Below are 6,052 nucleotides of genomic sequence, written 5' to 3'. Positions count from 1 at the left end.
CCACGTCGATGCGCATGCCGTCCAGCCGAGAGGGGCGCGGGCCGTTCGCGCGCTCGGCCTCGGTGCCCAGGTCGAAGCGGAAGGTGTAGCTGGGCTCCTGGCCCATGCGCAGGTCGGTCACGTACAGGCGGCCCTCGTCTTCCTGCACGCGAAAGAAGCCGTGGGTGAAGGCGGCCATGCGCCGCAGGCCTTCGACCATGGCGTGGCGCTCGGCCAATGCGGCGCCACGGTCGTAGCGGCGCCAGTCGATCGTGGTCGTGTCATCGAGCAGCGAGTAGTGGCCTTCGGCGTACCGCTCGGGCCCTATGGCCACCACGCGCCACAGCACGGTGTTGAAGGGGGCGGGCGTCACGAGCAGGCGATCGGCCGCGATGCCCTGCTCGCGCAGCGACTCGCGCGCCACCTGGGCCACGTGCTGCTGCGCCGCCACGCTCCACACCAGGTAGGCGCTGCTCAGCAGCAGGCCGATGGCGTTGGCCTTCAGGCCGATGCGTGGCGCCGCCAGCGCGAACACCACGCCCGCGATGAGCGGCACCGTGTAGGCCGGGTCGATGATGAACACGCTGCCCACGCCGAAAGGGTGGTTGGTGAAGGGCAGCAGCAACTGCGTGCCGTACACCGTCATGGTGTCCAGCAAAGGGTGCGTGATCAGCACCAGCCACAGCGCGAGCCACCAGCGCCTGAACAGCGCGCCTTCGCCGTGCAGGCGCGACACCAGCCAGGCCAGCAGCGGCGAGAACAGCGTGAGGTAGAAGAGCGCGTGCGACTCGCCCCGGTGCAGCACCATGTTGAGCACGGCGTCGCCGTGGTCGATGAAGGCGTCGAGGTCGGGCAGGGTGCCGGCGATGGCGCCCCACAGGGCCGCTTTCCATGCGGCGGTGCGCCGGCCCATGGTGGCCACGGCCACGGCCGAGCCGAGGGCGATCTGGGTGAGTGAATCCATGATGGGCGCCGATGGTATCGGCCCCCACGCTGCGCCGCTGTGCGGGCCGCTGTGCCCCTCAGGCCTGTACGACGATGGGGAATGTGGCCTTCACGCCGCCGCCATCGGGCGCGAACGGCCGCGTCAGCGCCGCGCGGCCGGCCTCGTCGAGCCGGCGCCAGAGGCCGTCGCGCTCATTGCCCGGGTCGCCCTGCACATAGAGCTGGGTGGTGAGCAGCTCCATCCGGTCCAGCTTGACCTTCACGTGAATGTGCGGCGTGCGCCCGCTGTACGGCACGGGGCGGATGGTGCGAAAGCGGTAGCGGCCCTCGCGGTCCACCGCCACGCGGCCGAAGCCCTGGAAGGCCGGGTCGGCGCGGTTGCCGTCGCCGGGGTGGTGGTAGTGGCCGGCCTCGTCGCACTGCCAGATCTCGACCACCGCCCCCTGCAGCGCGCGCCCGTCGAGATCGACCACCGTGCCCTCGACCCAGGCGGCCTGGCCCTTGCCGTAGTGCACCTGGCCGTTGCGCAGCAGGTCGGCGTCGGTGTCGGCGGGCAGCGCCACGGGGTAGAAGGGGCCTTCGGTCTGGCGCGGCGTGGGGCGCAAGCCGCCACTCTGCGCGACCGCCGGGCTCAGCCAGCCGGGCGAGGCGATCAGCGCAGCGCTGCCCAGCAGCAGGGTTCGGCGGGTGCGGATGGGGGTGGCCATGGCGCTTCGAAGCGGTTGCGGCCGGCGAGTTCCGCGCGGGCTCAGTACGGCTCGCGACCGGGTTCGGGTGCGGCGGGCTCGCGGCCGTTGTTGTCGCGGGCCGAGGCCATCCAGGCGATCAGCGAGGAGCGCATCGCCTCCTCCACCGACATCTCCACCGGCGTGACCCAAGTGCGCGGCACGAACACCGTGTAGCCGCCGATCATGTAGCCCATGGGCAGGTAGACGGCGACCTGGTCGAGCTCGCCCAGGGCGCCGGGCAGGCCGGAGAAGCTCTGCCGCGTCACCAGGCCGACGATGGACATCTCGCCACCGGGCGCGCGCAGCAGCACCACCTGCTGCGTGGGGTGGTCCTTGTCGTGCGGCGCGAAGTAGTCGGCGAAGTTCTTCAGCGAGGAGTAGATGCTCTTGACCACCGGCAGGTTGGTGAAGGGCAGCTCGGCGATCGAGAGCACGCGCGTGACCTCGCGGCGCGAGACCAGCACGCCCAGCCCGAAGATCAGCCCCACCAGGAGCACGATGCCCAGGCCCGGCAGGTAGAAATCGCCCAGGAAGGGGCTGAACAAGGCGCGGGCCAGCGACTCTGTCCAAACAACAAGCAGGTACAGCAGGTACAGCGTGAGCGCGGCCGGCAGGAAGGTGATCAGGCCGCGCAGGAAGGTTCGGGTCAGGGTGGATTTCATGGGCGCGAGGGGTGGCCGGGCGAGAATAGCAGTCCACGGTGGCGAATGAACGGCACCGACGGGCGGACCTTGCAATGGCCGTGCCCGTCCCCAAGTGCCGGTTTCATTCGTTTCTCCCTCGCGGGACGCCGGAACTCACGTGACCCCATCCGCTCTTTCACCCATGAATGCTTTCGCCGATCTGCTGGGCCGCGTGGCGGGCCTTGTGCTGCGCCTCGCGCTGGGGCTGGCTGCGGCGGTCTTCCTCGTCAGCCTGCTGCTGGCCTCGGTGCTGGCGGTGGCGGGGATGTCGCTGTGGGCGCTCATCACCGGGCGCCGGCCCGCGCCGCTGGTGGTATTCGGCCGCCTGCGCGAGCGCTCGCGGCAGTACTCGCAGGGCGTGTGGCGTGGCGGCCCGGCCTCGCCGCAAGGCCCCGCGGCGCGTGGCGAGGTGGTGGACGTGGAGGCGCGCGAGGTCGACGAGCCGCGCCGGCCTCAGGGCTGAGGGCGCCGCGCCAGCGCGGCCTCGTACAGCGCGTTGCGCGGCGCGCCCGTGATGTCGGCAGCCGCCTTCACGGCCGCTTTCAGCGGCAGATCCACCAGCAGACGGTCGAGCACGCGCAGCGCGGCCTCGGGCAGCGCGCCGTCATCGGTGGTGTCGCGCTCGCGCGGGTGCACCAGCAAGGCGAATTCGCCTCGCGTGCGGTTCGGATCGGCGGCCAGCCAGGCGGGCAGGGCCTCGGCCGGCAGGTGCGCCACCTCCTCGAACTGTTTCGTCAACTCGCGCCCGAGCGTGACCGCGCGCGGACCGAGGGCGGTGGCCATCTCCCGGGCCAGGGCCTCGATGCGGTGCGGGGCCTCCAGCAGGGCGCAGGCCTGCGGGTCGTCGGCGATGGCTTGCAGCGCGCGCTGCCGCTCCTGTGACTTGACCGGCAGGAAGCCGGCGAAGCGGAAACTGCCGTCCCAACCCGCGTGGCCGCTCACGCTCAGCAGCGCGGTGAGGCTGCTGGGGCCGGGCACGGGCACGCAGCGCAAGCCCGCGTCGCGCACGGCGGCGACCAGGCGCGCGCCCGGGTCGCTCACGCCGGGCGTGCCGGCGTCGCTCACGTAGGCCACGCGCTGTCCCTCGCGAAGCAATGCGATCACGCGCTGCGCGGCCTCGCTCTCGTTGTGCTCGTGCGCCGCGATCAGCGGCTTGTGCAGGCCATAGGACTGCAGCAGCGAGGCGGTGTGGCGCGTGTCCTCGCAGGCCACGCTGTCCACCAGATCGAGCACATGCAGCGCGCGCAGACCGATGTCGGCGCGGTTGCCGATAGGGGTAGCCAGCATGTACAGCGTGCCCTGGGGAAAATGCTGCGCACCCGCCGCGGCGCGCGCGGCGTGGAGCAGTTCAAGGACAGGGGGTGACACGTGCGGTGGTTTCAATCAGAGGCGCCTAAGGCGGCGCGCGAGGCGGGCCAACGGGCCGAGGACAGGGCCCTGGCGCACCTGCAGCGCCAGGGGCTGCGGCTGGTGCAGCGCAACTTTCGCACGCCCGGGCGCGGTGGCGGCGAGATCGATCTGATTATGCGGGAGCCCGACGGCACGCTGGTCTTCGTCGAGGTGCGGCAACGCCGCTCGGGGGCCTACGGCGGCGCAGCCGCGAGCATCGGCCTGGCCAAGCGCCGGCGCATCGTGTTCGCGGCGCGGCACTTTCTGGCGCGGCAGCGGTCCATGCCACGTATGCGCTTCGACGCCGTGCTCATCGATGGCGACGGTGGCGAGCTTCAATGGCTGCGCGCGGCATTCGATGCCGGTGACGCGTTTTCTTTTTGACACGAAGCCCACGGCTATCATCGCCCCATGCTCTTGCAGCGCATTCAGCAGCAGTTCATCGACAGTGCCGACCTCAAATACCAGAGCGCGCCGGCCCTGGCTCCCGTGGTCGAGGCCGCGGTGTCGGCCCTGCTGGCCGGCCTCACCGGCGGCGGCAAGGTCCTCGCCTGCGGCAACGGGGCCGGCGCCGCGCTCGCCCAGCAATTCGTGGTCCACATCCTTGGCCGCCACGAGCGCGACCGTCCCGGACTGGCCGCGCATTCGCTGGCGGCCGACGCCGCCGTGCTCACTGGCATCGCCAACGATTTCGACGGCCGCCAGATGTTCGCGCGCCAGGTCCATGCCCTGGGGCTGGCTGGCGACGTGCTGCTGGTCGTCAGCCCCGACGGCCAGGCCGGCAACCTGGTGGCCGCCATCGAGGCCGCGCACGAGCGCGAGATGACCGTGGTGGCCCTCACCGGCGCACGCGGCGGCCGCGTGGCCACCCTGTTGCGCGACACCGACGTGCACATCGGCGTGCCCCACGAGCAGGCCTCGCGCGTGCTCGAGGTGCAGTTGCTCGTGCTGCATTGCCTGGCCGACGGCCTGGACTCCCAATTGCTCGGCCTGCCCGATTCCACCCCCATCGACACGGAGAACCCCGCATGACCAAGCCTCAAGCTTCCACCTCCCGCTTCCGACTGGGCGCCGCCGTGCTGGGCGCGCTCGGCTTCACCTTCCTGCTCTCCGCCTGCGCGCCGCTGGTGCTGGGTGGTGCCGCCGTGGGCACGGCGCTGGTGGCGGCCGACCGCCGCAGCTCGGGCACGCAACTCGAGGACCAGACCATCGAGATGCGCGCCAGCAGCCGCATCCGCGAGCAGCTCGGGGGCCGCGCCAACGTCTACGTCAACAGCTACAACCGCCAGGTGCTGCTCACCGGTGAGGTGCAGAACGAGGCGGCCAAGACCCAGGCCCAGAGCATCGTCTCGGGCGTGGACAACGTGCGCACCATCGTCAACGAGCTGCAGGTGATCAATTCGCCGGGCTTCTCGCAGCGCACCTCCGACACGCTGATCACGGGCCGCGTCAAGGCCGGCTTCGTGGACGCGCGCGACATCCCCACCACCGCCATCAAGGTCACCACCCACAACAACGTGGTCTATCTCATGGGCCGCGTCACCGCCAAGGAAGCCGAGCGCGCGACCAGCGTGGCCCGCAACGTGGACGGCGTGCAGCGCGTGGTGCGCGTGTTCGAAGTGATGTCGGAAGAGGAACTGAAGCGGCTGGCGCCTGAGCCGGCGGTGCAGCCATCGAATGTGGCGACGCCGCCTGCAGCCGCGCCCTCCACCCCTCCGCGCAATTGATGCGGAATACCCGTTGAGTTGGCGGGAAGACGTTCACGATCGTCGTTGTTTTGCGCTGGTCGTGTGACCACCTGCGCCGTTGATGACGTTTCTCTGATCCTTCTTGAACTGCCGCCTTCGCGGTATGGGCTTTTCCCTCCCGCGCTGATGTGATCGCGCGCAGCCGTGCATGGGCACGGCGCAGTGATCGACATCAGGGAGTGGACGAGTGAAGAAGCAGAAGAAGCACCACCGCGTGGTGCTCAAGCCCACGCGTGGGTTGGCAGGCGCTGTGCATTGGGCCGTGGTGTTGGTCCTGAGCAGCCCGCTCACCAGCCCGCAGGCGTGGGCGCAGATCGTGGCCGACCCGACCGCCCCCGGCAACCAGCGCCCCACGGTGCTGACCGCGCCCAACGGCGTGCCCCTGGTCAACATCACCACGCCCAGCGCGGCCGGTGTCTCGCGCAACACCTACCGCCAGTTCGACGTTGGCACGCCCGGTGCCATCCTCAACAACAGCCGCACCGCCACGCAGACGCAACTTGGCGGCGGGGTCGCGGGCAACCCCTGGCTCGCCACCGGCCCCGCGCGGGTCATCGTCAACGAGGTCAACTCCAACAAC

9 protein-coding genes are annotated in these 6,052 nt (G+C 70.7%); 5 read left to right on the top strand and 4 right to left on the bottom strand.

Annotated elements, in window-relative coordinates; all coding sequences use genetic code 11:
- The 3 genes from VLG41_RS06385 to VLG41_RS06375 form a co-directional block, all read right to left on the bottom strand.
- On the bottom strand, nucleotides 1-943 hold a 943-nt coding region (locus tag VLG41_RS06385; RefSeq protein WP_325348555.1), incomplete at its 3' end, for a metal-dependent hydrolase.
- Between the two features lie 58 nt (nucleotides 944-1,001).
- Nucleotides 1,002-1,631 carry a protocatechuate 3,4-dioxygenase gene (locus tag VLG41_RS06380; RefSeq protein WP_325348554.1) on the bottom strand — a complete coding sequence of 210 codons (630 nt, stop codon included), beginning with the start codon at nucleotides 1,629-1,631 and terminating at the stop codon, nucleotides 1,002-1,004.
- A 41-nt stretch (nucleotides 1,632-1,672) separates the two neighbouring features.
- Nucleotides 1,673-2,314 (bottom strand): DUF502 domain-containing protein, encoded by a 642-nt coding sequence (locus VLG41_RS06375; RefSeq protein ID WP_325348553.1) that lies wholly within the window; start codon nucleotides 2,312-2,314, stop codon nucleotides 1,673-1,675.
- Between the two features lie 163 nt (nucleotides 2,315-2,477).
- Between VLG41_RS06375 and VLG41_RS06370 the strand changes: the two genes are divergently transcribed.
- Entirely contained in the window at nucleotides 2,478-2,798 is a 321-nt protein-coding gene (locus VLG41_RS06370; RefSeq protein WP_325348552.1) for a hypothetical protein, read from the top strand.
- Here the strand turns inward: VLG41_RS06370 and rsmI are convergent.
- The gene (rsmI, locus tag VLG41_RS06365) at nucleotides 2,789-3,622 is read right to left on the bottom strand and encodes a 16S rRNA (cytidine(1402)-2'-O)-methyltransferase (protein WP_325348556.1); all 834 of its coding nucleotides are present in this window, start codon (nucleotides 3,620-3,622) and stop codon (nucleotides 2,789-2,791) included. The two genes, VLG41_RS06370 and rsmI, sit on opposite strands and share 10 nt — an antisense overlap.
- 81 nt (nucleotides 3,623-3,703) lie before the next feature.
- On the opposite strand from rsmI, the gene VLG41_RS06360 reads away from it, so the two are divergent.
- The 4 genes from VLG41_RS06360 to VLG41_RS06345 all read left to right on the top strand — a co-directional run.
- A complete protein-coding gene (locus VLG41_RS06360) occupies nucleotides 3,704-4,108 on the top strand; it encodes a YraN family protein (RefSeq protein WP_325348551.1) in 405 nt (134 codons plus the stop codon).
- Nucleotides 4,109-4,135: 27 nt separating this feature from the next.
- Nucleotides 4,136-4,756, top strand: a complete 621-nt coding sequence (locus VLG41_RS06355) for an SIS domain-containing protein (protein WP_325348550.1) — start codon at nucleotides 4,136-4,138, stop codon at nucleotides 4,754-4,756.
- The gene (locus tag VLG41_RS06350) at nucleotides 4,753-5,451 is read left to right on the top strand and encodes a BON domain-containing protein (protein WP_325348549.1); all 699 of its coding nucleotides are present in this window, start codon (nucleotides 4,753-4,755) and stop codon (nucleotides 5,449-5,451) included. The genes VLG41_RS06355 and VLG41_RS06350 overlap by 4 nt, the downstream gene beginning before the upstream one ends.
- Nucleotides 5,452-5,686: 235 nt before the next feature.
- Nucleotides 5,687-6,052, top strand: a 366-nt coding sequence (locus VLG41_RS06345; RefSeq protein ID WP_414652453.1) for a hypothetical protein, incomplete at its 3' end; no start/stop codon positions are given.

It is taken from the genome of Hydrogenophaga sp. (assembly GCF_035481345.1).
In the GTDB taxonomy this organism is placed as follows: Bacteria; Pseudomonadota; Gammaproteobacteria; order Burkholderiales; family Burkholderiaceae_C; genus Hydrogenophaga.
Note: the sequence above shows the minus strand (reverse complement) of the source record. Positions and strands in the feature narration are given on the sequence as shown.

Bases quoted from the DNA above. Each gene is read 5' to 3' on its own strand.
- VLG41_RS06355 (WP_325348550.1), top strand. From the start codon at position 4,136: ATGCTCTTGCAGCGCATTCAGCAGCAGTTCATCGACAGTGCCGACCTC.
- VLG41_RS06350 (WP_325348549.1), top strand. From the start codon at position 4,753: ATGACCAAGCCTCAAGCTTCCACCTCCCGCTTCCGACTGGGCGCCGCC.
- VLG41_RS06370 (WP_325348552.1), top strand. From the start codon at position 2,478: ATGAATGCTTTCGCCGATCTGCTGGGCCGCGTGGCGGGCCTTGTGCTG.
- VLG41_RS06375 (WP_325348553.1), bottom strand. From the start codon at position 2,314: ATGAAATCCACCCTGACCCGAACCTTCCTGCGCGGCCTGATCACCTTC.
- rsmI (WP_325348556.1), bottom strand. From the start codon at position 3,622: ATGCTGGCTACCCCTATCGGCAACCGCGCCGACATCGGTCTGCGCGCG.
- VLG41_RS06380 (WP_325348554.1), bottom strand. From the start codon at position 1,631: ATGGCCACCCCCATCCGCACCCGCCGAACCCTGCTGCTGGGCAGCGCT.